The following is a 24,065-nucleotide window of genomic DNA, read 5'->3' on the forward strand; positions in this document are numbered from 1 at the left end:
CTGTGCAGGACAGCGCCGATCACAGGGAGATCGACCGCAGCCGGCAGGCATTTCAAAGACGCCATTCGTTGCTCAGCAGCTCCATGAGGTGCTTCTGCCTCACGCTGAGCAGGTCAGGAGTCCACTCGAGGTGCTGGAGTACTTGGGAGGTCAGAGCGAAAGGCACCACACCGCTGCGGCCGGTGAAGTACTTGGCCTTCTTCACAATGAAGTCGTAGTTCTGTGCCACGGAGTTCTTCGCCCGATTGAGAAGGACCAGGTTCGCCAGCTTGTGCGTCCACTCGGCCCGTTCATCGTCGTCGAAGAGAGCGATCCACTGCGAGTCGGGCTTCGGGTTCTGCGGGAGAACATGCTCAACGGTGATGACGGGATGGTCGTAGGCAACCCCCTGTCCCTGGGCCAGCAGCTCGTCGAGCCGGAGCAGCACGTACTTCCGGATCTTTCCGACAAGGTACAGGTCGCCGTTCAGCCTGGCGCGGGTCTCTGCCTGCTCTGCGTCCGTCAACTCGAGTGCCTCCGAGTCGAGTCCGTGTCCCGCATCGAGCTGGCGCAGCAGCTCCGCATAGCGTGTGACCCGGGGTGTGGTGTAGACGCGTCGGATGAACATGCTGGCCGACAGCCTTTCCAGGGCGCCGAGGAACTGATCGAGCCACTGGGGACTATTCGCGTGGTTGCGCAGCGCCCATAGGGCGGCAGGCCTCCAGTCGTTGTTGTCGACCTGCTGGAGCCGTCTGAACCAGGCGTTGACCTTCTCGGCTCCCTGTGCGGCCTCATAGGCGGCATCGCGTACCTGAACATAGGCATCGGCGTACGGACGGACGACGTCGTTGACGAACGTCTCAGCCCTGCCGGGCAGATAGTGGCTGAGCACCTGCTCCGGGAATTCCTTGAGCAGCTCCTGCTCGGCCCGTTTCTTGGCGTAGATCATGCGCAGGTGGAGGAAGAGGTCCGCGAAGTCCTCCCGGCCCAGAGCTTCTTCCGCATCCTCCCACGCAGTGGCGCACTCGTCGGACGCCTTCGACCCCAGGTCGCCGATGATCTTCGACTTGAAGATGTCCGTGGGCGACAGGTCGAGTCCTCGGGAGTTCATCACGCTGAAGATCCGATGGGCGCTGTCGAGATCGGGAGTACTGACGACGACCAGATACGTCCGCTCCCCGAGCATCTGCACCAGCCCGAGCCGACGCTTCTCCGACCAGTCGGCGAGCCTGCTGTGCAGAGCGGCGGCGTTTCGGAGGACAGCCTTCTGCGCGTCCGTGGCCAGCATCTCGGCGTTGAGCGCGAGCAGCGTATTGATGGCCCCCTTCGTCTGCACGTACTGCCTGAAGAACCCCGCGTCACGCGGGCGCAGGGTGAGGCGCGGCCTCCTCGCCAGGCCCAGGATCTTGGAGCCCGGTTCGCTCACCAACGTGTCCAGGTCGAGGCTCAGCTGAGGGTCGTCGGTGAGGTCGCGCAGCACCGACAGCAGGATGGTCAGGGTAGTGAGCCGCTGCTGACCGTCGATCACGTCGGCTCTCGATGCCGTCTGTCCTTCCTTGACAAGGACGATCGATCCGAGGAAGTACGGCTCGTCCGTCCCACGGTCGAGTGCCTCGACGAGGTCCGTCAGCAGTTGGACCGCCTGTTCCTCTTCCCAGGCGTAAGGACGCTGGTAGTCCGGGACATGGAAGTCGTAGTCGCTGCTGAAGACCTTGTGCAGGGGCATTTCGTGCGCCTCGAGCTTTTGCATGCACCAATCATGGCGAGGTGCGTGCCGCCCGGGGCGGGAACCCGGATCATTGCCTCGGCGGCGCTCCCCGGTGCTTGCGGGGCGGCGCCGATCATTCCCTACAAGGCCACCCAGGTCAGCACACCTGGAAGAGGCTCGTAATCTCGTAGTGACCCCCATCAGGACCGGGTCGGCGCACACTACGGGGAGGGCCGCAGCATGAGCGAACTGATCAGACTGGCTACTGAACTTGAGCGCAAAGTACGTGAAGCGGGCGAAGCGCACGAGGTAGCTGATCGCCTGTGGGACGCCGCCGAGGTTCTGCTCGACGAGATCCGCGCGATCTCTTCACTGCTCTCTGAGCTCAGTTTCGACATCGACGGGTACGTCGCAGACAACGACTATCCGGCAGTCGAACGCTCCGCGTACGAGATTCGCGGCGTGACTGACGCCGACCGTCTCCTCCCCGTCCTGCGTCAGGCCATGCTGCTGGTGGCACTTCGTGACGGCTCACCCCTTCCGCAACCCGATGCGCTCGACTCGCTGCCCGAGGTCGCGCCTACGGAGACAAGTCACCCTGTCCTCAGCCTGGATGAGCTGCTGGGCGATTCGGACCAGGAACTGAAGTCGACAGAGGAGTCGTTGCGAAGGATCTGGTGCGACGATGACGACGCATCCGAACTCGAGGAGCACCTTCACAATGCTCACATCGACGCCGTCCGAGACCGGGCGACGCGCGCGGGACGACAGCTCATGGAACTCTGCGACTATATCTCCGAGGAGTTGTGCCCTTCTCTTGTCGGCAGCACGGAAAGCGGACGCACCGATGATGCTCTGCGTGCGCTCGCGGCCATCGACCTCGCAGGCAAGGAAGCTCCGAAGGCATACAAGGTCTACGAGGCGGCGCTCTCGGAACAGTACGAGCGGAGCCCGTCCTCTTTGGGATCGGTGGGCGAGCAACTGACAGCCTTCGAGTCATGGATCCACACCATGTAGCCGGTGCGCACAGGCTGACCATGTCGGCAGGTTCAGAGCCCCCTGGGAGGGCCGTCACCCTCGTGGCCACGAGAGACCAGGCCGTCGCGAACACACAGCGGCGCATCGGCACACGTCGCCCGAAGGCCGTCGGCTCCTGCGTCGCTGCCTCGATGCCGGTGGTTTCTCACCATGCTGCATCAACGCGTCGGCTCCCCCGTCGGTCACGAACATGTACGCGATGGTCTCACCACGAGTAGGGCCGCTCGGGTACACAGCTGGCGAGTCCGCGTACACCACCCGGACGTCCGCGCGTCCGGGCTGGTCAACGGGGCTTTCGCGGCAGCAGGGTTGATCGGCATGAGGCCAATGACCGTTCCGCCCGCAGGGCTTGTGCACGACCCGGATATCACCCACGAGTTCACGATGCAGTTCACCTCGACGCCCCGCGGGGCGCGGCTCGCGCGGCGGCTGGTGTCGCACCGGCTGCACGACTGGGGGCATCCGTACGACTCGGCCGCCAACGAGACCATGACCCTGATCGCCGCCGAACTGGTGGCGAACGCCGTGCGTCACGGGCACGTGCCGGGGCGGGACTTCCATCTGCGGCTCGCCGCCTCGCCGGCGCGGCTGCGGGTCGACGTCACCGACACTCGCACGGAGAAGCGGCCCGCCAGAGGGACGCGGCCGGATTCGGGAGGCGCGGAGTCGGGGCGGGGGCTCGTGCTCGTTGAGGCGCTTGCTGCCGACTGGGGTGTCTCGCCGCGCAGCGCCGCGCCGGGCAAGACGGTGTGGGCGGTCGTCGACCTGCCGTGAGGCGGACGCCGCTCAGGCGCTGTCACCGTCCAGCAGACGTCGGGCGACATGCGTGAGGTGCTGGGCATGGCCGATCCGCGTCCAGATCTCGGGGGTGCCCGTCCCGACCGGTCCGGCGCCGTATGCGCAGGACTCGAGCCAGTCCTCGGCGGCTCCGCGGTGGGCCGACCTCTCGCGGCGGTACGACTCGTGCTCGACGATGCGGCGGACCGTCGACCGGACCCGGTCGGCGCGTTCGGGGCCGCGGGTGGGTGCCCTGGCGACGAGGAAGCGGTCAGGGAGCGTGTAGCGCAACAGGCTCCACGGGGGTCCGTACCGGCCGGAGTCGGCGGGCCGATTCGCACTGCGGACGTGCTCGACCGAGTAGTCGCCGTAGTGGACTCGCTGCCGAGGCCGTGCGGCGCGGAGTTGCGCGTGGAGAGCCTGGTCGAGCCGGGGCGGGGTGAAGAGCGCCGGGTCGTGGGCCGGGTCGTGATCGGGGAACGCGCCCGACAGCAGGGTCACGCTGCGCCAGGGCATCAGGGTGCCCAGCAGGTCAAGGGCCATGAGGGACCGCTTGCCCGCCTCGGCGGGGTCGTTCACCGCTCCGACGTCCAGGAGCAGGTCGAGCTGTGCCGGCGGCTTGCACAGCCGGGAGACGAGGTCCAGCATCTGCGAGGTGCACGGCTCGTCGGGCGGTTCGTCCACGAGGACCCGTACGCCGAGGCCACGGCCGCCGGCGAAGGCCAGGTCCGCCGTGTAGCGCTGGAGCGCCGGGTGGCGTTCCGGTCCCGTGACGAGGGTGAGCCCGCTGCGGGTGGCGAGGTTCCGCAGCGCGACCGCGGCACCGTGGACCTCGCCTTCGACGTGGGCGGCGTCGAGCCAGCCGGGCAGCCCGGCGGTCACCTCGATGAGGTGGTCGGCCCTGGGCGTGAGCCATCGGTGCAGTGCTCGTCCGATGTCGTCAGGGCCCGGGTGCGGGGGTGCCGGAGTGCCGCGTGCGCGCTCGGGGCCGGTGTGCGGCGGGACGGTCCACAGGGGCGCGATGTGGCGGCGCACCTGCGGGTGCAGTTGCCCATAGGCGGTCACGGCGGAGCGCCGCATCGGCAGGACGGGTACGTACAGCGGCTCGACCATCGCGGCTCCCCCACGGCCATGGCTCGGTATCGCACCTGTTCGCAGGGTGAGGGGCAGACACTTCGGGGCGAAAGGGCGCGTTTCAGGCCAGTGGCGATATCCCGTCATCGGGGATACGGGTCACGTTGTCCGAGGTCGCGTATACGGTTGATCCAGTTCACCCGCATGCCGCAGGACCGAGGGGGCACCACGTGAGGCCGACGTTGGCCGCCGCGCAGCTGCGGGGCAGTCTCACCCAGTACCTCACGACGACGTACGCGCTCGCCGAGGAGGACACCCGGCTGGCTCTGGAGCGGTTCCTGGGCGACCCGGAGAACGGGATCTTCCGGGGGCCGTACCTGCGGATCCGGACGCCGTTCCACACGGCCGCCGACGGGTGGCAGCGGCATCTGGACTGGGTGCCGGGCTTCGCCCCGTACCGGCACCAGGCGAAGGCGTGGGAGCGGCTGAGCACCCTGCACGGGCCCGCCCGGCCGACGCTGATCACGACCGGGACGGGCTCGGGCAAGACCGAGTCGTTCCTGGTGCCGGTGCTGGACCACTGCCGCCGGCAGAAGGCGCTCGGGCGGCGCGGCGTGAAGGCCGTGTTGCTGTATCCGATGAACGCGCTGGCCACCGATCAGGCGGGGCGGATCGGGGAGTACCTGTCCCAGCCGGAGCTGGCGCAGGTGACCGCCGGGCTCTACATCGGGGACCGGCCGGACACCGACTTCCGGCGGGTGATGACCCGGCGCGAGGAGATGCGGGTCAGCCCGCCCGACGTGCTGATCACCAACTACAAGATGCTCGACCTGCTGCTGCAGCGCGGTGAGGACCTGCCGCTGTGGCAGGACGCCGAGATCGCGTACGTGGTGCTGGACGAGTTCCACACCTACGACGGCGCGCAGGGCACCGACGTGGCGATGCTGCTGCGCAGGCTCGCGGCGGCGACCGGACAGGGCAGCGCCGAGGGGCGTCCGCTGGGCGGGATCTGTCCGGTGGCTACCTCGGCGACCCTCGGCGAGGGCAGGCCGGGCGGAGCCGGGGAAGGGATTCTCAGCGTCGCGGCGCAGGTGTTCGGGGTGGAGTTCACGCCGGACGCGGTGGTCGGCGAGGAGCGGATGACCGCCGAGCAGTTCGCCGGCGAGGTGGACTACGAGCTCCCGGAGCCGCCCGACCCCAAGGAGGTCATCGAGGCGTCCGGCGGTCCCGGTGTGGAGGCGCGTCCGGATCTGCTGGACCTGGACGGGCTGGCGGAGCGACTGCTGGAGCGACGCGGGCTGAGCGCGTTCCAGATCGGCAGGATGCTCAAGCGGCACGACTTCACGCACAAGGTGCTCCAGCTGCTGGGCGGCGACCCGCTCGGCGAGTGGGAGCTGCGTGAGCGGCTGGGCGGCTTCGGATATGCCTGGGGGCGCACCGCCAGGGAGAACCCGCGGCTGGCGTTGCAGGCACTGTCGCGGTTCGTGGCCCTGCTGTCGGCGGCGCGGGACCCCGAGTCGGACGAGAAGCGGCCGCGACCGCTGCTGCACATCGAGGCACATCTGTGGGTGCGTCCGGTGAGCCGGGTGCTCCGCGGTGTGGGGCCGGTACCGGAGTTCCGGTGGTACGAGGACGACCGGACCGCCGCCCGGCGTGCGGCGCTGGCGGTCGGGCCGGTGGCGGGGGCCGACGGCGAAGACTCGGGGGGCGTGCCCTCGGACGCTCGCCGCCCGCAGCCGATGCCGGGCACGGACACGGCCCCGCGTCCGGCCGTGGCCTCGCTGCCCGCGGTGTACTGCCGCAACTGCGGGCGCTCCGGCTGGGCGGCGCTGTCGCCGGAGGCCGATCCGCAGCAGCTCGTGATGGCGCAGGACAAGGTGTGGCGGGCCGGACTCGGCCGTGACAAGCGGCGTATCCGCTACTTCGTCGCAGCCACCCGGGCGGAGGCGGAGGATGCACTCAACGCGCTCACCGGTGCGAAGCCGAGGTCGGGCGGCGCCGACCCGCTGTCCGTGGTCGTGCTGGACGGCGCTCAGGGCACCTACCGGCTGCCCGTGGTGCAGGACGCGCAAGAGCTTCAGGACGCCTGGTTCGCGCTGGCGATCACGGACAAGAAGTCGGCGGACAAGGCGGCGCTCGACGACCGCTGCCCCGCCTGCAACACGGACAACGGCATTCGCTTCCTCGGTACCGCGCTCGCCGCACTCGCCTCCGCGACGGTCACGCAGTTGTTCACCGGCGGCGACATCGCGCTCGTGCCGGAGGAGCGCAAGACGCTGCTGTTCAACGACTCGACGCAGGACGCGGCACACCGGGCCGGGTATGTGGCGAACGCGTCGTACAAGTTCTCACTGCGCTCCCTCCTGGCGCACAACCTGGACGAGTCGGGTGCGCCGACCGCACTCAACGACCTGATCGGCAACGTCCTCGACTCCGTGGACGATCCGCAGGCGCTCGCCGCCGTCGTACCGCCGGACCTGCACGACGAGCCGGGCGTGGACAGGCTGTTGTCCGGGCGGGGCACGGGTGACGCCCGTACCTGGAAGCTGATCGGGGAGCGGCTGGCGTTCGCCACGGTGATGGAGTTCGGCCTGCGTTCGCGCCAGGGCCGCACGCTGGAGCTGACGCGTACGGCGGCCGCCGAGGTCGTCATCGACGAGCCGGAGCGGATCACGGCGCTCGCCCGCGACCTGCACCTGTCCCTGCCCGGGCAACTGCTGGTGGGCAGTGGGATGCCGACGCAGGAGCGGTATCTGGCCTATGTGCGCGGCTTGTTGGAGCGCGTCCGGCTCCGCGGTGGGCTGCGGCACCGGTGGCTGGAGCCATGGATCAAGGACGCGGGTGTGGCCCGGTTCAAGATCTGGGGCGGCCGGCCGGACGGGATGCCGGCGTTCCCCGAAGGAATGGCCGCGCCGCGGTTCCTGCTCGACGGGCAGAAGGACCGGTCGGCGTTCGACTCGGTGACCGGCCGGCTGGGCTGGTACCAGGACTGGACACGGCGCTGCCTCGGGCTGGACGCGGCGGGTGCGACCGAATTCCTGCGCAGGCTGCTGCCCGTTCTGGTGGACGAGCAGGCACTGTCGGTCCGTACGGCAGCCGACCGTACGACCCGGGTGTACGGGCTGCAGCCGGGGCACATCGAGGTGCGGCTGCTGGACGACGAGGCGGCCAACAAGGCGTTCGTCAGCTGCATGGACTGCGGCTGGCAGCAGGTGGTACCGCCCGAGCGGCGGACGCGCTGGTACGGCCACCCCTGCCCGCGCTACCGGTGCCAGGGCATGCTGCGCGCCCCGCTCAGCGACCCGTCCTCGACCGGTGCCGACATGCGCAGCAGCATCGGCTCCAGCGGTTTCGGGTCGTCGCGCGCCCGTGACTTCAAGGACGACTACTACCGGCGGCTGTATCTGACCGGAGGCACCTTCCGCGTCGTCACCGCCGAGCACACCGGCATGCTGACCCGGCCGGAACGGGAGCGTGTCGAGCGCACGTTCCGCGCGGGCACGCACTACACCGACCCGAACGTGCTGTCCTGCACGCCCACGCTGGAGCTCGGCATCGACATCGGCGACCTGTCGGCGGTGCTGCTCGGCTCTCTGCCGAAGGGCCCGGCGAACTACGTGCAGCGCGCGGGCCGAGCCGGGCGCCGCACGGGCAACGCGCTGATCGTCGCGTTCGGCGGGCGCAGGGCCCGCGACCTGTACTACCTCGAGGACCCGCGCAAAATGATCGCGGGCGACATCGTGCCGCCCGGCTGCTACCTGTCCGCGGTCGAGATCCTGCGCCGCCAGTACACGGCGCATCTGCTCGACCTCGCCGCCCGCGGCGGGCTCACCACCGCCGACGGCGAGCGGCTGATGCCGGTGCCGAGGCTCGTGTCCGCCCTGTTCGGCACCACCGGCTGGTGCCAGGACCTGGCGGACGCGGCTGTCACGCACGGTGGGCGCCTGGTGGAGGAGTTCCTCGGGCTGTTCCCGGGCGATGGGGACAAAGGGGACGACGCAGGCGTCACGGCGTACGCCGCCGACGAGTTGCGGGCGTACGCGACCGGCGGCATCGTGCGCGCCCTGCAAGAGGCAGAGGAGGACTGGACGGGCCGGCGCGAGGAGCTGAGGCGCCGTATCGCCGCCATCGACACGGCGATGGAGGGCCTGGTCCGCAGTGATCCCGAACAGGACCGTGAGCACCGCGAGTTGCTCGCCGAGCGGCGCACGACCGGCGACCTGCTGCGGGAGCTGAGCCGTTCGAGCGCGCACGGCGCCCTGGTGGAGCTCGGCCTGCTGCCCAACTACAGCCTCACCGACACCACCACGCAGTTGGAGGCCACCCTCTACTGGACCGAGGAGAACCAGGGCGAGGCGGAGGAGAGCGAACAGCGGGAGGAAGGCGGCCGGCAGGGTGAGGCCCGGCGCAAGACGTACCGCAGCGAGGTCCGCGACTACGAGCGCTCCCGCCGCCTCGCCCTCGCGGAACTCGCGCCCGGCAGCAGCTTCTACGTCAACGGCTACCGCCACCAGGTGCGTGCCCTCGACATCGGCAGCCCCGAGCGCCGTGCCTGGCAGGTGTGGCGGCTGTGCCCCGCCTGTGGTTACGTCCGTTCCGACAACGCCCAGGCGGACGCCTCACCGTGTCCCCGCTGCGGCGGCCGTGAGATCGCCGACGCGGGCTGTGTGCAGTACGTGCTGGAACCGAAGCGGGTCATCGCCCGCGACAAGCGCGACGACGCCCGCGTAAGGGACGACAAGGACGAGCGCGACCGCCGCCGGTACGCGATGCTCACCACCGTCGACATCGACCCGGCTCATCTGGCGCCGGGCTCGTGGCGGCACGAGACGGCCACGTTCGGCGTCGACTTCACACGGCGGGCGGTGATCCGCACCCTGAATCTGGGCGCCGACCGTCAGGACGGCTCCAGCACGGTGCCGCTCGCCGGTGACGACGTACGCATCAACCCCTTCTACGTGTGCACCAGTTGCGGCGGGGCGACCGCCGACGGGCGGCCGGTCGCCGACCAGCCGCAGGAGGCGCTGACCGACTCGCTCGCCGCGAGCACCCGTGCCAGCGCCCACCATCTGCTGTGGTGCCCGCGCCGCCGGACCAAGAGTTCGGGCGGCGAGGAGCAGGGCAAGGGACGGGACGTTCCACTGCTGCTGGCGCACGAGCTGACCACGGAAGCGGTGCGCATCCTGCTGCCGGCGTCGGTCGCCCGCGCCCACGAACGGCTCGCCTCGTTCACGGCAGCACTGTTCGCGGGCATAGCCGCTCGGTACGGCGGCGACCCGGACCACATCGACATCGCCGCCGCGTCGATGCCGGACGGCGGCGACTCGGACTGGACCCGGCGCTTCCTCGTCGTCTACGACCGGCTGCCCGGCGGCACCGGCTACCTGCACCGGCTCGCCTCGGCCGACGGCTTCCGCGAGGTGCTGCTGAAGGCCCGCGAGGTCATCGACGGCTGCACCTGCCGCGAGAAGGGGCAGGACGGCTGCCACCGCTGCCTGCTGCGCCGGGTGCCGGCCGGCGACTACGACAAGGTCAGCCGCAACGAGGTCCGTCAGATGCTCGACGAGCTGCTCGGCAAGGAGGGCGAGGCCTGGCGGACCACCCGCGTACCCACGACCCAGCAGATCCCGCTGGAGCGGCAGGCCGAGTCCGACCTCGAGATCATGTTCGTCGAGACGCTGAAGGAGTGGGCCGGACAGGCCGAGGCCAGGGCCGCCGCCGACGCGTACACCACAGCCGCCGGGACGTACTCCCTCGACCTGCGGCTCACCGGCTCCGACGGCGGGACCCGGCGGTGGCGGGTGTCCCAGCAGCGGGTCCTCGACGGCACCCGCCCCGACGTGCTGTTCGAGCGGCTCGACGCTCCCGGCCGGCGTCTCGCCCTGTATCTCGACGGCTTCGAGTTCCACGCGAGCACCAAGCACAATCGGCTGGCCGACGACGCGGCCAAGCGGGCGCGGCTGCGGGCGGACGGCGTGCGGGTCTTCCAGCTGACGTACTACGACGTGAAGGAGTGGCGCACCCGCGTCCGAGACACGGGCTACTCCCCCACCGGGCCGTCCGATCCGGTGTGGCGGCCGTACGGCGAGGAGGCGCTCGTTCAGGCCCGTGCCTACTACGACAAGGTGCACAGCGGTCTGCCCGGCGAGCTGGCCGAGACCGTGTGGGTCAATCCGGCAGAGCAGCTGATCGCCTATCTGCGCGCACCGGACGCCGACGGCTGGACGGCGCGCGCCGAGGCCGCCGTGGCGGGCCTGACGGGCACGCGGCCGCAGGCCGCGGTCGTTGCCGCCGAGTCGGTCGGTGAGCAGATCGAGGCCGCACTTCGTGGCCGGGCGCCCAAGGCGCAGCCCGGCAAGGTGCGGCTGATGGCCGCGACGGACGCCTCGGGCTGCGGTGTGGTTGCCGTCGCGGACGCCAGGTCCATGCCGCCCGTGTGGTCGGCGATCACGATTCTCGACGACAGCGAAGCTGCCATGGCGGACGAGGAGCGGCACAAGCGGCGCTGGAGGGCTTGGCTCTACTGGAGCAATCTGCTGCAGTTCCTCGAGCACGGCGGGGGTGACAGCGCCCAGTTGACGACCGGACTGCTGGACGGCTTCTCCGCGCTGGAGTTCTCGGTCGCGGGCGGCGTGGGCTGGCTGGAGTCGACGCGCGTGACGCTCGTCGACGAGTCTGCGGAGAAGTCCGCAGCCGGGACCACCACCGAAGTCAGTGGCGGCAGGCCGCCGCTGGTGGCGGCGCCGGTGGAGCCGGTGCTCGCGCCGGTGAAGAGGCGGGACGCCGGGGACGGGGCGGACGCGGCGGGCACCGCCAGGGACGGCGGCTGGGACGCGGTGCTGGAGCTGTTGGACCCGGACGAGCCGGGGCTGGAACTGCTGGCGGTCGCTCTCGCCTCGCTCGGCGTCCCCGCCCCGCACGACGGCTACGAGCTCGACGACCGCGGCTGGATGGCCGAACTGGCCTGGCCCGACGCGAAAGCCGGTGTCGTGCTCGCGCACCGGCCGGTCGACGGTGAACCGGACGCGGAAGCCGAGGACCGGGACCGCGCCTTCGCCAAAGCGGGCTGGGAGGTCCGGCCGGCCGGGGCGTGGACGGCGAAGGAGCTGGCCGACCGGCTCGCCATACGGGAACAGCACGACGAGACGATGCGGGGGGACACCCACTGATGAGCGCGGCGAACGTGACTCTGCGGCTGCTGGACAAGGCCGACAAGGAGATCCTGAGGCTCCCGCGCACCGTCAAGGGCGCGATCTACGACTTCCAGCACAAATTCAAGGCGAACCCGGGCTCTTCGGGGCTGCGGCTCAAGCAGCTGTCCGGCCATACCCGGCTGTGGTCGGCCCGGATCAGCGACGACTACCGGGCGCTGCTGCTGCGGCTCGCCGACGACGACTGGCTGATCGTCTCGGTCAAGCACCGTAGAGAGGTGTACGCGAACCTCGACCGGCTCGCGTACGGCGTGAACCCGGTCACCGGTGGACTCGAGTACGTCGACCTTCAGGTCGTCGAGGAGAGCGTCGTCCGGCGGCTCCTGCCGCCCGAAGCGCCTCAGGCACCCAAGGTGCAGGTCCCCGCTCCCGCCCCTGCGCCAGCCCCGGTGGAGCAGCCACCGGTGTCCGCGCCGCTGTTCGCCCACTTCACCGACGAGCAACTGACCGACCTCGGTGTGGCGCGGCCTCTGCTGCCGGTGGTGCGGACCCTCACCACCGAGGAGCAGCTGCTCGGCCTCATCGAGTACGCCCCGCAGCTCACCGGCGAGGTGCTGCTCTCCCTCTTCGACGGCAAGTCCTACGACGAGGTCCTAGACCAGATCACGGCCCCCGTCGCGGCCCCCGAGCCGGTCGACACCGAGGACTTCCAGGCCGCCGCAGAGCGCCCGGCGACCATGGTCACGACCACGGACGAGGCGCTGCGCGAGGCGCTGGAAGGCGGCAACTTCGGGCGCTGGAAGGTCTTCCTGCATCCGACACAGGCCAAGCTCGTGGAGCGTGACTACTCCGGACCGGCACGCGTCGGCGGCGGTCCGGGCACCGGCAAGACGATCGTGGCGCTCCACCGCGTGAAGCATCTGGTCTCCACACTGCCGCCGGGGCGTACGAAGCCGGTGCTGCTGACCACGTACAACAAGAACCTCGCCGCGGACCTGCGAACCAGGCTGCTGGAGCTGGGCGGCGAGGAGCTGCTGGCGCGCGTCGAGATCAGCCATGTCGACCAGCTGGCGCTGCGCGTGGTGCGCGAGGCCGAGCCGGGCAGCAGCAAGCAGACCATCGACGACAACCAGGCCCTGCGCGAGTGGCGGGCCATGCTCGACGAGGTGGACGAGACGGGTTGGGACGCGGAGTTCCTGCACGACGAGTGGACGCAGGTGATCCTGGGGCAGGCCGTGACCTCCCGCACGGACTACTTCCGGGCCCGCAGGGCCGGCCGCGGACGCAACGTCACCCGGCCGGAGCGTGCCGAGATCTGGCAACTGACCGAGCGGTTCGCCCAGCGTCTCGACGGGCTCGGACGGCAGACCTGGGCGCAGGTCGCCGAACGGGCGGCGCGGCTGGAGATCGAGCGTGAGCAGCGCATGGACGCCGTCGAGCGGCAGCGGGAAGAAGCGGGCGGCCTGGACAACATCCACCTTCAAGACAGTTCCGCAGGCCGGCTCCGCCCCCGCTACCGGCACATCGTGGTCGACGAGGCGCAGGACCTGCAGCCCGGCCACTGGAAGATGCTCCGGGCGATGGTCCGCCGGGACCGCAACGACATCTTCCTCGTCGGCGACACCCACCAGCGGATCTACAGCAGCCAGGTCACTCTCGGCAGCCTCGGTGTCAACATCCGTGGTCGCAGTGCCAAGTTGTCGCTCAGCTACCGCACGACGCGACAGATCCTGGGCTCCGCGCTGGGCGTACTGAGCGGCGAGGCATTCGACGACCTCGACGGCAACGAGGAGAACCTGGCGGGCTATCGGTCCGTGCTGAGCGGCGGCCTGCCCGCCCTGCATCCGCATGTCGACTGGGAGGCAGAGCGGGAGGGCATCGCGGCGCTGATCGCCGCGTGGGACGACATCCCGCTGGAGCAGATCGGCATCTGCGTCCCCACGAACGCCATGGCGCAGGAAACAGCCTATTCGCTGAGGCAGTTCGACATCCCCGCCGTCGAGATCGGCCCGGACGGACCCCGGGGCGACGAGGGGGTGCACATCGGCACGATGTTCCGTTTCAAGGGGCTCGAATACCAGCGGATGATCATCGCCGGTGCGTCGCAGGGACTCGTGCCGCGTTCGGACATCCTGCGGTTGCAGTCGGTCGACGCCCTGCGCCACCGCAGAGAGATGCAGCGGGCCCGTTCGCTGCTGTTCGTCGCCGCGACGAGGGCCCGTGACAGCCTGGACATCTTCTGGCACGGAAACCCCAGCCAGTTCCTCCAACCGGTGCTGCGAACGGCGTGACCGCGTGTCACCGCCGTGAGGGGTCCATCGCGGCCCGACCGACGCCGCAGGCCAGGTGCTCGCCAAGAGCTCCGGCAACCCCGTGGTGCCGCATGCCGCTGCTCCTCGACGTTCGCCGTCTTCGCCGTCGACTTCCTCACGCGACCCGGCGGCGGACTGCCCATGGGCGCGGCCGGCTTCCCGTGCTCTCTCACCTCGCTGTCTTCGGCGGTACGGCTTTATGTCGGCAGCCTCTTCAAGGGCCTCGGCCGTCCGGGCCTTGTCCACTGGCCTGTTCCCCTGGTACGTCGCACAGCTGTGCCCTCGTCTCGTCGGCGATGTACCTGCTCCTGCCGGAGAGTGGCTGCGCCCGCACCGCCGTCAGTTGGTACACATACCGGCAGGTGCCGTCCTCCGGCCCCGGTCGAGCCGCCGCCGGTGACTGCCCGGTCCGGCCGAGCACGTCCCGCAGCTCTCGGACGAGGTGCCCTCGCCCGAGACGGCACGTCGATGACGCCACCGCCGACGTTCAGCCCGCGAAGCGCGCCATCCACGTCTCGACCTCGTCCGCGGCGCGTGGCAGGCCCGCCGACAGGTTCTCGTTGCCGTCGTCCGTGACGACGAGGTCGTCCTCGATGCGGACGCCGATGCCGCGCCACTCCTCGGGCACCGTCAGGTCGTCCGCCTGGAAGTACAGGCCCGGCTCGACGGTCAGGCACATGCCCGGCTCCAGCACGCCTCCGGCGTACTCCTCGGTGCGACCGCAGTGTTCAGCGTGGTGCTCGGATACCGTCGATGATGCGGGTCCAGTTGTCGCCGCCGTTTCCGTCGTCGATCGCGCGCCGGTAGTGCGCCTGGACGGCCAGTGGCAGAGCGAGGTCGAGGCCGAGAGACCTGCTGGTTTCGACGATGTGGTCGGCCGTCGCGCCCATCATGGTGACCGTGCTGAGGTCGCCGGGGTGCTCTCCGGCGTCGAGTGCGGCGCCCGGGGTCTCTTCGCCGGCCCGCAGCATCTCGCCGATCGAGTCGGTGAGGGCGATCAGCTCCGGTATCGCCTCCTGGGCCTTCATCCCCGCGTGGCCGAGCATCGCGGTGGCGTGCATCAGTCCGGACAGGGTGGTGAGGAACACCACGAGGTTGGCCTGGTACATCATCTGTGCGAGGCCCGGGTCCTCGCCGAGGTACTTGGGTGCGCCGAGCGGTGTCAACGCCGCCCGGTGGCGCTCCATGACCTCCTTCGGGCCGCTGTAGTAGACGTAGGACGCCTCCGTGCCGACCATGGGCGCCGGCGCCATGACGCCGCCGGTGAGGAACGCGGCGCCGTGGTCTGCTGCCCAGGCCGCCGCCTCGCGGCTGCGGTCGGGAGTGTCCGAGCTCAGGTTGACGAGCGTCCGGCCGGCGAGCGATCCGGTGGCGCCGTCGAGGATGTCGTACATCGCCTGGTAGTCGGTGAGGCTGAGGATGACCAGGTCGCTCGCCTCGACCGCCTCGCGGGGCGTTGCCGCGAGCGTCGCTCCGTCGGCGACGACGCCGTCGGCCCGGGCGGCGGTGCGGTTCCAGACGGTGACCGGGTGGCCTTCGTTGAGGAGAGTCCGGGTCATGGCCTGTCCCATCGGGCCGAGCCCGATCACGGTGACAGCGCCGCTATGCGTGGTGTTGTGGTTCTGTCGTTCGTTCACTCCCCCATGGTCGGAGACTGCGACTATTCTCGGTAGTACCCACTATTTACTGCGGTACTTACCTTTTCGTAAGGGGCGATGAGTGATGGCGAAGGCACCGAGGTGCGGGCCCTACATCTGCGGCATCGACGCCGCGCTCGACGTGGTGAGCGGCAAGTGGAAGGGGCTGATCCTCTGGGAGCTCGACACCCATGACGTCCGCCGCTTCGCCGAGCTCCGCCGCGGTCTGCCGGGCGTCAGCGAAAAGATGCTGACTCAGCATCTTCGGGAGATGGAGGCGGACGGCCTCGTGCACCGGGAGGTGTACGCCGAGGTGCCGCCGCGGGTCGAGTACTCCCTGACCGAGCACGGGCACACGCTCAACCAGGCGCTCGCACCGCTCGGCGCCTGGGGGACCGAGCGGATCCGCCGCGAAGGCTCCGACGTGGTCGACATGGCCGACGCGACCGGGACTTCTCACCGCTAGACGCCGTCCGCGGTCCGCTGTCCGCGACCGCTGACCCCAGGGCCGGACGCCGGCCTGTCGAGTCGACGTCCCCGCTATACCGTGTGGCCATGTCCACGTTCATACAACAACTTCCGGCCCTGATCGGCGTGGTGGTCGGCGCCCTCGGTTCGTACTTGGCGATCACCCGGGGCGACGCGGCCCGGTTCCGCCGTGAGCAGGTCGCCCGTTGGGAGGAACGGCGGCTGACGGTCTACGGCGACTACGCCAGGTCGCTGAAGAAGAGCGTCACCCTGGCCTACCGGATCGCCGCCCATCTCGGCAACGACCCCCACCCGCACCCGATGTCGCCCGAGGAGGCGGCAACTCACCTGGCCGAGGCCACGGACGCCCGGGATCCGGCCGGGGAGGCCCTGTTGATGCTCGGCAGCCCGGACGTGGTGGACAGGGCTCGCGAGTGGGTCGTCACGGTGATGGACATGGAGGCGTCCTGCGCGACCGGACCGTCGACCGGGAGAAGTGGTCGGCGATGCTCCAGCGCCAGCGCACCGCGCGCGAGAGGTACTACGCGGCCGTCCGTCGTGACCTGACGCTCCCGCCCGGCCACTCCGGGGCGTGGCCGCTCCCGCCCCCGGCGGGTTCCTGAACACACCGCCCAACTGCCGAAGCGCAGGGCAGCTCAGCCCCGGTTCTCCCGCAGCCCGACGGGCCGTGGGTGCGGGGACCGGACCGTACGGGCTCGGTCCCCGCACCCCGGGCAGTGCTGCCGGACGTGCGCAGCGTGTCGGACCGGAGCCTGCCGGGGCCGGGCAGGGCGGTTCGAGTGCCCGTCAGGCAGAATCTTGCTGGTGTTCGAGACAACGGAGAACGGGGGTGCCGGGCCATGGCGCGGCGAAGGTTGAGGTCAGGCACGGTGGTGATCGGCGGCATGGGGCTGCTCGCGGCGACGCTCGCGGCATGCGGCTCCGACCCGGACAAGCGCTGTGTCGACCCCGTGTCGTACGACGTACTGCCCGACTACAAGTGCAAGAAGAACGACAGCGGCTCGGGCGGCGGGGGAGGCGGCGGCAAGTACTACTACGGCGGCACGGTCAGCGACGGCAAGGTCTCCGGCGGCAGCTTCAACAAGTCCGCCGTGAGCAGAGGCGGCTTCGGCAAGTCCGGTTCGGGAGGCGGGTGATCCGCCGTGCGACGCCGCACCATCGAGCCCCGTCCCGGCTGGCAGCACACCGTCGAGGAGCAGGGCTGCATCTATCCGCTGACCCGTCATCCCGACGGATCGCTGCGCCCGTACTGGGACGAGAGCGCGTACTACGAGTTCAGCCTGCCCGAGGTCGAGGCACTTGAGGAGGTCGTCGAGGAACTGCACGCCATGTCGCTGGCCGCGGCGGCGCACATCGTCGAGAAGAACCGTTTCGCCGAGCTGGGCGTCACCGACCCGCGTCTGGTCGCCCACGTCGCCGAGTCCTGGGAGCGGCGCGACGAACTGCCGTCGATCTACGGGCGTTTCGACCTGCACTACGACGGCACCGGGCCCGCGAAGATGCTGGAGTACAACGCCGACACCCCGACCTCTCTGGTCGAGGCGGCGAGCCCGCAGTGGTTCTGGATGGAGGAGCGCTTCCCCGGCGCCGACCAGTGGAACTCGCTCCACGAACGCCTCGTCGACGCGTGGCGGCGCCAGGCCCCGCTCCTGCCGCCCGGTCCGGTGCACTTCGTGCACACCGACGGCGACGAGTGCGGCGAGGACCTGATGACCGTCGCGTATCTGCGGGAGACCGCGGAGCAGGCGGGCATACCGACCGAGGCGCTGTCGGTCGAACGCATCGGCTGGGACCGGATCAGCGGCCGCTTCGTGGACGAGCGGCTGCGCTTCATCCGCAGCTGCTTCAAGCTCTACCCGTGGGAGTGGCTGGTCACCGACCACTTCGGGCCCCACGTCCTCGACACCCTGGACAACGGCGGCGGCACCGGCACCACCTGCTGGATCGAACCCGCCTGGAAGATGCTGCTGTCGAACAAGGCGGTGCTGGCGATCCTGTGGGAGCTCTACCCGAGCCACCCGAATCTGCTCCCCGCCTACCTCGACGGCCCCCGCGAACTGGCCGAAGGCCCGGGCTGGGTGGCCAAGCCGCTCCTGGGCCGCGAGGGGGCCGGGGTCACCCTGCACGCGCCGGGTGACGCTCCCCTGGCACGCGAAGAGCCCTGCTGCTACCAGGAGTTGGCACCGCTGCCCGACTTCGACGGCAACCGGGTGGTGCTGGGCGCCTGGGTCGTCGAGAACGAGGCCGCCGGTCTCGGCATCCGGGAGTCGGCGGGGCCGGTCACCGACGGGTACGCCCGCTTCCTGCCGCACGTGATCCTCTAGCCGGATCCTCTGGCCGGCGGGACGACCGGCGACGGGGCGCCGTCCGGCTCGCCGTCCAGCCCCTGGCCGCTTCTGGCGGCGACCAGGTCGGCGAATACGCGGGCCGGCGGTGCCAACGCGTTCCATTTCCGGACTGCCCAGCCCGCCGACAGGGCCGGCAGGTCCGGGATCGGGACGAAGCGCAGCGAAGGGTGGGCGGGGCCGCGCCATCCGGGCAGGGCGGGGACTACGGCGTGGCCGAGGCCGAATTCGACGAGCAGGATGGCGGTGTCCCAGTCGGCGACGCCGGTGTCCGACGTGACGTGGACGCCCCATTCGGCGAAGGCGGCGTCGAGCCGGGCGCGCGAGGTGGAGTTCTCGGGCAGCCGGATGTGGCGGATGCCCGCGAGGTCCCGCGGTTCGATTCGGCTCCGGGTGGCGAGCGGGTCGTCCACGTGGACGGCGAGCACCCAGGGCAGGTCGATCACCGGGCGCTGCTCGATTCCGCGCACGGGAGCGCCGATGGTGACCCACGCCAGGTCCAGGTCGTGTGCCGCGAGCGCGTCGAAGCAACTGCGGCTGGAGTTCTCCGTCTGGAATTCCAGGCTGACCTCGGGATGCCGGTGCCTGAACTCGACGACCGCCGCCGACATGAAGTGACGGACGGTCGTGGCGCCGGTGGTGATGCGTACCGAGCCACCGTCGCCATGGACGAGGTCCGCGAGGCGTCGCAGTGCGGCGTCGAGGCCGGCGATGCCGTCGGCCGCGGCTGCCTGCAGGAGCCGGCCGGCCCGGGTGGGCACGACGCCGCGCGGCTGCCGCTCCATCAGGTCGGTCCCGACCTCCCGCTCGAGCCGTCTCACATGCTGGCTGACGGCGGACTGGGTGCAGGACAGTTCCCTGGCGACGGCGCTGAGGCTGCCGGCGCGGCATACGGCGACGAAGACGCGCAGATCATCGAGAGTCATCAGGGTGCCAAGGTATTCCTTGGGCTGCTTCAAGCAAACCCTAGGATTGACTGGGGAGTTGGTACTCGCGAAGATCTTCGTGGATCCAGGGCGGCAACCTGGACCGCGTGACGACGCGCTCCAGGTGCCGACCCACCCTCGTACGTCCTGCGTCTCCGGGGCGCCGGCCGGGCCGGTGTTCCAGTCTGTTCGTAGCGCCGTGTTCAGGTGGGCGGAGAAATCGGAGGCGCCGGAGCATGGGCGGCTCGTACGATGAGGGCCGGGACGGGGCCCGTAGCGCAGTGGTTGTCGCGCCTTCACCGCATGTGGGAGGACGCCGGTTCGAATCCGGCCGGCCTCATCCCGTCGACCGTCGCGGCACGGCAGAGGCGCCCGCACCGGACCCCGCGCACCCCGTCAACAGATCCAGTGGTCGCGCCTCGGGAGTGTGGCCCAGATGTCGGGCGGGCCGACGACGGGGCGGGGGTCGGTGAGGCGCAGGCCCGCGTAGGCGCAGGAGTAGGCCACCGCGTCGTCGCAGACGTACGAGGCCAGCACCTCCTCCGGGGTGTCGCCGACCTCCGGCGCACCGCCCGGGTGGAGGTCCGAGCCCTCGATGACGCCGTCGCAGGCGATGCTGCCCTGGTTGCCGCTCTTGGGGTTGGCGTACAGGCCGTAGCAGACGGTGCCGGCGGACAGCCGGGTCAGCACGCCCGGCATCTCCGGTGCGTACCCCCACGGCTGGGTGACGACGCAGCCGCCCGGCACGGTCGTCACTCCGATGATCCGGAGGCTCTCCTCCATGTCGTACCCGTACGGGTCCGCCAGGAGATCGTCCAGCTCCACACCGCGCGCGGGCGTCGCCTCCAGGCGCCGTATCGCTTCCTCGGCGTCGATACCGGCCACGCAGGCCAGGCCCGTGCCGTCGTAGTGGAGGTCTCCCAGTGCGGCGACGAGCCTTCTGCCCTCCTGGGCCGTCGCACGCTCCGTCTGCGTCAGCCCGCGCTCCCCGTCCGGCACGGCGAACAGATCCGGCGTCGGTCCGGCCAGGCTGAGCCGCCCGGCCGACCAGCCGCCCATCAGCGGCCGCCATGGGTCGGCTCCGGCCTCGGCGAGAGCGCGCGCGTTGTCCGGGCGGCCCGCGACGACGGCTTCCCACAGGGCGGTCCTCCCCTCGTCCAGCGCGTCGACGTCCGCGACGCGTACGGCCAGTTCCGAGACGACTTCCGGCGAGCCGGACACCGCAGCCCGGTGCAAGGCCCGTCCCTCGCCCCACCGTTCCGGGTCCGCGCCCTGGTCGAGGCGCCGCCGGATGTCAGCGTGGTCCTGCCACCCCCGCCAGTCCATGCCTGCCCAGCCGTTGTCCCGACCTGCCACCGTTGCCCCCATGCGCCGATACAGACGGCTTCGCCCACCGTCCGGCAGACATTCACCATCGCAGAGGTCTGACAATGAGGACGAACTCGGCGGCAGCTCCGGCCCTGCCGCCGTACGCCGTCGTCCGGCGGGGTGGGAGACTGGCCGGCCAGGATCGGTACAGAGGGGGCGGACGGAACGTGCGGCTGCGAAGAGGGCTGGCGGGGTTGGTGGCGGTGGCCGCGCTGACGGTGACGGCGACCGGCTGCGGCGCGCTGCTCCTGGAGGACAAGGGGCCGCTGCCGCCGCGCTATTCGGGTCCGCCGCTGCCCGTGGAGGACGTGGTCTCGGATCTGACCTCTGTACTGAAGGCCGAGGGCATCACGCTGGAGCGGGCACCGCAGGAGCTGATCTCGCTCGAGTGTCACGAGTGGTTGCGCGGCGAGTACGACCCGGCGACGGCGGACCCCGCGCTGAGGGCCGGTTTCGCCCGGGCGCGATCGGACCACGGCTGGCGGTCCGAGCCCGGCGACGGGGAGAACGGCCGTCTCCGCATCCGCAAGGGCAACTGGACGGCCACGGCCCGGCTTTCCGGCGACGGCGGGCCGGACACGGCGGGTTCCGCCACGGTGCCGGTCGTGGTCGTCCTGGGCTGCGACGGCGCCGTCCCCAAGTCCCTGTCCCGCACGGGGTCCCCGTCGCCCGTGCCTTCCTAGATCGTGCCGCTCCACGCCCGGCGGTTCTCCCGTCGGCGCACATGGCCGCGCCAGCCCGCGAGCAGCGTCATGCCCGTCCATGCGGCGACTCCCGTGACGAGGCCGCCGAGCCTGCCTTCGGGGTCGACGTCCGCGGCGTCCTCCAGCGGGACGGCGCCTTCCGGGTCGCGGAGGATCTCGATGCGGTCGCCCACCCGGTAGCCGGGGTTGCTCCCCCGGTACTCGAGGGTCTCGTCGAGTTCGCCGCCCGGCCCGACCAGTGTGAACCGGTGGTTCTCGCTCGCCGTTCCCGTCGCGCTGTCCGCGGTGATCGTGACGGTCTCGCGGACGCCACGTCGGTCGAGCGCCGCCTCGGGGGCGTACTGGACGGACCCGACGAGGATGAAGAGCGCGGGGACCACGGAGAGGACGGCGAGCCACCACGCCCTGTGGAGCAGCCGCAGCACGATCACGAAGACCAGGCAGCCGAGCACGCCCGCCGCGATCGGGATGAAGTCCATGCCCAGCGTGACGTAGGCGAGTCCGGTGTTGCCGGCGGCGAGCCCCCAGGCGAGCAGCAGCACCCAGAGCGTGGCGAGTACGGACGCCCCGGCGCTCCTTCCCGTGCGCTGCCCACCGGGAGCGGGCACCCCGGCCCCGGCCGCGTCCCCGACTGCGCCCGCCGCGGGCGCGTTCATCCTCTGATCGCTCATCCGCGCAGCATACGAGGCGGCCGGAACGCCGTGCCCACGTGGCCGGGACCGGTGTCAGTGGCGTGTGCCAAGGTGCCGTACATGACGACCACACCCGACGGACGCCCGGTCCCGCCCGCGCACGCCGACGAACGCACCATGCTGACGGCCTGGTTGGACTTCCACCGGTCCACTTTGGCGCTGAAGTGCGCGGGCCTCGACGACACGCAGGCGCGCAGGACGGCCGTGGCGCCCTCGTCGATGACGATGATCGGCCTGGTCCAGCACCTGGCGGAGATCGAGCGGAACTGGTTCAGCCGCGTGTTCGCCGGCGAGGACGTGCCGCTGCTGTTCGGGAACCACGGCGGGTCCGGTTTCACCCTCGACCCGGACCGGACCCTCGAGGAGGCGCTGGCGACCTGGCGGACGGAGGTGGAACGCAGCCGCGAGCTGATCGCCGACGCGCCGCTCGACGCTCCCGGCAGGCTGTCGGAGGAGAACGCCGCCGTCCTCGGCGAGGACAGTGTGTCTCTGCGCTGGATCCTGATCCACATGATCGAGGAGTACGCCCGTCACAACGGTCACGCGGACCTGATACGCGAAGCCGTCGACGGCGTCACGGGCGCCTAGCCGGGCGCCGCCCGGTCCACCCGCAAGACCGCAAACCGCAAGGCCACAAGCCCGGACGGACGGGCGGACGAACGCCCTAACGGACCACCACCGTGCGCTGCGCCGAGAAGTCGCCCCATGTGCCGTCGGGCAGTTTGGCCCGGAGCTTGATGCTGTAGCGGGTGCCGGGTTCGTCGGTGACGGTCATGGTGTACGTGGCCGTCCCGGTGGGCGGCTGGGCGCCCCAGACGATCGTGGTGGCCGGTTTGCCGTTCAAGTGGAGCTGGTGCTCCTTGACGGGGGCGCCGGTCTCGGGCGGGGTCCAGCGGAGCTCGATGCTGCCCTTGCGGACGGCCGCCTCCAGATCGGTCGGCGCCGTGTTCGGGCTGTCGTCGCCCGGTGCCGAATGGGTGGTCAGGTCCACGGAGTTGCTGTCCGGCGACGAGTTCTCGGCGGCGTCCCGGGCCCGTACGGTGAAGCTGTAGACCGTTCCCGGCCGCAGGCCGGTGACGCGTGCGCCGGTGCGCGTGCCGGGCACGCTGTGGATGCGGGAGTCCTCCTGGTAGATGTCGTACGAGGTGACGCCGGTGTCGTCGGTGGCCGGCCGCCAGGTCAGCGTCACCGACGTACCGCTGTCCGTACGGCCCTCGACCCGCCCCGGCCGGGTCGGGGCCCGGTTGTCGTCCGGCGTGGCGGACGGTGTGGTGACGGATGCGGAGGCGCTGGGTCCGGACAGGTTCCCGGCGGCGTCCCGCGCCCGTACCGTGAAGCTGTACGCGGTCCGCGGCGCCAGGCCCTCGATGTCCACCATGCGCTTGGTGCCCGGCAGGGATGTGACCTTGGTCCCCGCGCGGTAGACCTCGTAGCTGGTGACCTCCTTGTTGTCGGCGGACCTCTCCCACATGACGTGCACGGAGGTGGCGCTGCCGGCCTGCGCGGTGACGCCGGCGGGGGGCGAGGGCGGCTTGTCGTCCCGGGGCTCCTCGGTTGCGCAGGCGGCGAGCAGGACGGCGGAGCAGGCCAGCACGACGAGTGCGGCAGGCGTGGGGGGACGTTGCACGGTCGGGCCTCCGCGTACGGACGACGAGGATTGGTCCAGACCTGTATCCCACAGCTCGCCCGTCCTCCACAAGGCTTCCTTGGCCGGACCTCATGGCTTCCTTATGGCTTCTTGAAGAAGCCCCTGGATGAGGTCACACACGCACCGAACCCCATTACGATCTCCGGCAACCCCCCACCGTGATCCCGGTGGACGCAACGACGCCCACCGGGATCACGAACGCTCAGCCGTCTTCCTT

General features: G+C 70.6%; 16 protein-coding genes, 1 tRNA gene and 2 pseudogenes. 11 read left to right on the plus strand and 8 right to left on the minus strand.

What is annotated here, in order from left to right:
* Positions 1-52 precede the first annotated feature (52 nt).
* Positions 53-1,729: a DUF262 domain-containing protein gene (locus ACWD01_RS10150; protein WP_451160042.1), complete on the minus strand. Its 1,677-nt coding sequence runs from the start codon at positions 1,727-1,729 to the stop codon at positions 53-55.
* 198 nt (positions 1,730-1,927) lie between these two features.
* Between ACWD01_RS10150 and ACWD01_RS10155 the strand changes: the two genes are divergently transcribed.
* Positions 1,928-2,704, plus strand: coding sequence for a hypothetical protein (locus tag ACWD01_RS10155; RefSeq protein WP_451160043.1), 777 nt, complete (start codon positions 1,928-1,930; stop codon positions 2,702-2,704).
* Between the two features lie 348 nt (positions 2,705-3,052).
* Positions 3,053-3,499 (plus strand): ATP-binding protein, encoded by a 447-nt coding sequence (locus tag ACWD01_RS10160; protein ID WP_451160044.1) that lies wholly within the window; start codon positions 3,053-3,055, stop codon positions 3,497-3,499.
* A gap of 12 nt (positions 3,500-3,511) precedes the next feature.
* Here the strand turns inward: ACWD01_RS10160 and ACWD01_RS10165 are convergent, their stop codons facing one another.
* Entirely contained in the window at positions 3,512-4,615 is a 1,104-nt protein-coding gene (locus ACWD01_RS10165) for a beta family protein (RefSeq protein WP_451160046.1), read from the minus strand.
* A 191-nt stretch (positions 4,616-4,806) separates the two neighbouring features.
* On the opposite strand from ACWD01_RS10165, the gene ACWD01_RS10170 reads away from it, so the two are divergent.
* Together ACWD01_RS10170 and ACWD01_RS10175 are read left to right on the plus strand one after the other, a co-directional pair.
* Entirely contained in the window at positions 4,807-11,745 is a 6,939-nt protein-coding gene (locus tag ACWD01_RS10170) for a DEAD/DEAH box helicase (protein ID WP_451160048.1), read from the plus strand.
* The gene (locus ACWD01_RS10175) at positions 11,745-14,018 is read left to right on the plus strand and encodes a UvrD-helicase domain-containing protein (protein ID WP_451160050.1); all 2,274 of its coding nucleotides are present in this window, start codon (positions 11,745-11,747) and stop codon (positions 14,016-14,018) included. The genes ACWD01_RS10170 and ACWD01_RS10175 overlap by 1 nt, the downstream gene beginning before the upstream one ends.
* A 508-nt stretch (positions 14,019-14,526) precedes the next feature.
* Here the strand turns inward: ACWD01_RS10175 and ACWD01_RS10180 are convergent.
* Both ACWD01_RS10180 and ACWD01_RS10185 read right to left on the minus strand, forming a co-directional pair.
* Positions 14,527-14,757 (minus strand): annotated as a pseudogene (locus ACWD01_RS10180) (M24 family metallopeptidase); the annotation flags it as partial.
* Positions 14,758-14,767: 10 nt separating this feature from the next.
* Entirely contained in the window at positions 14,768-15,676 is a 909-nt protein-coding gene (locus tag ACWD01_RS10185; protein ID WP_451160052.1) for an NAD(P)-dependent oxidoreductase, read from the minus strand.
* Between the two features lie 85 nt (positions 15,677-15,761).
* On the opposite strand from ACWD01_RS10185, the gene ACWD01_RS10190 reads away from it, so the two are divergent.
* From ACWD01_RS10190 to ACWD01_RS10205, 4 genes and pseudogenes are all read left to right on the plus strand, one after another.
* Positions 15,762-16,142 carry a winged helix-turn-helix transcriptional regulator gene (locus ACWD01_RS10190; RefSeq protein ID WP_451160054.1) on the plus strand — a complete coding sequence of 127 codons (381 nt, stop codon included), beginning with the start codon at positions 15,762-15,764 and terminating at the stop codon, positions 16,140-16,142.
* A gap of 89 nt (positions 16,143-16,231) precedes the next feature.
* Positions 16,232-16,767, plus strand: a pseudogene (locus ACWD01_RS10195) (hypothetical protein).
* Between the two features lie 237 nt (positions 16,768-17,004).
* Entirely contained in the window at positions 17,005-17,301 is a 297-nt protein-coding gene (locus tag ACWD01_RS10200; RefSeq protein WP_451160056.1) for a hypothetical protein, read from the plus strand.
* Between the two features lie 6 nt (positions 17,302-17,307).
* Positions 17,308-18,489: a glutathionylspermidine synthase family protein gene (locus tag ACWD01_RS10205; RefSeq protein ID WP_451160060.1), complete on the plus strand. Its 1,182-nt coding sequence runs from the start codon at positions 17,308-17,310 to the stop codon at positions 18,487-18,489.
* On the opposite strand, the gene ACWD01_RS10210 is transcribed toward ACWD01_RS10205, so the two are convergent.
* The gene (locus ACWD01_RS10210) at positions 18,486-19,436 is read right to left on the minus strand and encodes a LysR family transcriptional regulator (protein WP_451160062.1); all 951 of its coding nucleotides are present in this window, start codon (positions 19,434-19,436) and stop codon (positions 18,486-18,488) included. The two genes, ACWD01_RS10205 and ACWD01_RS10210, sit on opposite strands and share 4 nt — an antisense overlap.
* 266 nt (positions 19,437-19,702) lie before the next feature.
* On the opposite strand from ACWD01_RS10210, the gene ACWD01_RS10215 reads away from it, so the two are divergent.
* Positions 19,703-19,776, plus strand: a tRNA-Ala gene (locus ACWD01_RS10215).
* A 56-nt stretch (positions 19,777-19,832) separates the two neighbouring features.
* On the opposite strand, the gene ACWD01_RS10220 is transcribed toward ACWD01_RS10215, so the two are convergent.
* Positions 19,833-20,792 (minus strand): ankyrin repeat domain-containing protein, encoded by a 960-nt coding sequence (locus ACWD01_RS10220; protein WP_451160064.1) that lies wholly within the window; start codon positions 20,790-20,792, stop codon positions 19,833-19,835.
* Positions 20,793-20,971: 179 nt separating this feature from the next.
* Here ACWD01_RS10220 and ACWD01_RS10225 point away from each other — a divergent pair, with 179 nt between their 5' ends.
* The gene (locus tag ACWD01_RS10225) at positions 20,972-21,487 is read left to right on the plus strand and encodes a hypothetical protein (RefSeq protein WP_451160066.1); all 516 of its coding nucleotides are present in this window, start codon (positions 20,972-20,974) and stop codon (positions 21,485-21,487) included.
* On the opposite strand, the gene ACWD01_RS10230 is transcribed toward ACWD01_RS10225, so the two are convergent.
* Positions 21,484-22,179, minus strand: a complete 696-nt coding sequence (locus ACWD01_RS10230) for a hypothetical protein (protein ID WP_451160068.1) — start codon at positions 22,177-22,179, stop codon at positions 21,484-21,486. The genes ACWD01_RS10225 and ACWD01_RS10230 overlap by 4 nt on opposite strands.
* Before the next feature lie 81 nt (positions 22,180-22,260).
* On the opposite strand from ACWD01_RS10230, the gene ACWD01_RS10235 reads away from it, so the two are divergent.
* On the plus strand, positions 22,261-22,788 hold the full coding sequence (locus ACWD01_RS10235) for a DinB family protein (RefSeq protein ID WP_451160070.1): 528 nt from the start codon (positions 22,261-22,263) through the stop codon (positions 22,786-22,788).
* Positions 22,789-22,864: 76 nt separating this feature from the next.
* On the opposite strand, the gene ACWD01_RS10240 is transcribed toward ACWD01_RS10235, so the two are convergent.
* A complete protein-coding gene (locus ACWD01_RS10240) occupies positions 22,865-23,827 on the minus strand; it encodes a fibronectin type III domain-containing protein (protein WP_451160072.1) in 963 nt (320 codons plus the stop codon).
* Positions 23,828-24,065 lie beyond the last annotated feature (238 nt).

The sequence above is a fragment of the Streptomyces sp. NPDC002835 genome (assembly GCF_053591995.1).